Source organism: Enterobacter sp. 50793107, from assembly GCF_001463365.1.
GTDB classification, from domain to species: Bacteria; Pseudomonadota; Gammaproteobacteria; order Enterobacterales; family Enterobacteriaceae; genus Enterobacter; species Enterobacter cloacae.
Genome location: NZ_LNII01000038.1, coordinates 1 through 425 on the forward strand (window position 1 = coordinate 1; position 425 = coordinate 425).

At 52.9% G+C, this 425-nt stretch carries 1 rRNA gene; it reads right to left on the reverse strand.

The window, feature by feature from the left end:
* Positions 1-20 precede the first annotated feature (20 nt).
* A 16S ribosomal RNA gene (locus tag APU11_RS05225) occupies positions 21-425 on the reverse strand; the annotation flags it as partial.

Below are 425 nucleotides of genomic sequence, written 5' to 3' on the forward strand. Positions count from 1 at the left end.
CAAAGGCAGGTTCTTTAAGGTAAGGAGGTGATCCAACCGCAGGTTCCCCTACGGTTACCTTGTTACGACTTCACCCCAGTCATGAATCACAAAGTGGTAAGCGCCCTCCCGAAGGTTAAGCTACCTACTTCTTTTGCAACCCACTCCCATGGTGTGACGGGCGGTGTGTACAAGGCCCGGGAACGTATTCACCGTAGCATTCTGATCTACGATTACTAGCGATTCCGACTTCATGGAGTCGAGTTGCAGACTCCAATCCGGACTACGACGCACTTTATGAGGTCCGCTTGCTCTCGCGAGGTCGCTTCTCTTTGTATGCGCCATTGTAGCACGTGTGTAGCCCTGGTCGTAAGGGCCATGATGACTTGACGTCATCCCCACCTTCCTCCAGTTTATCACTGGCAGTCTCCTTTGAGTTCCCGGCC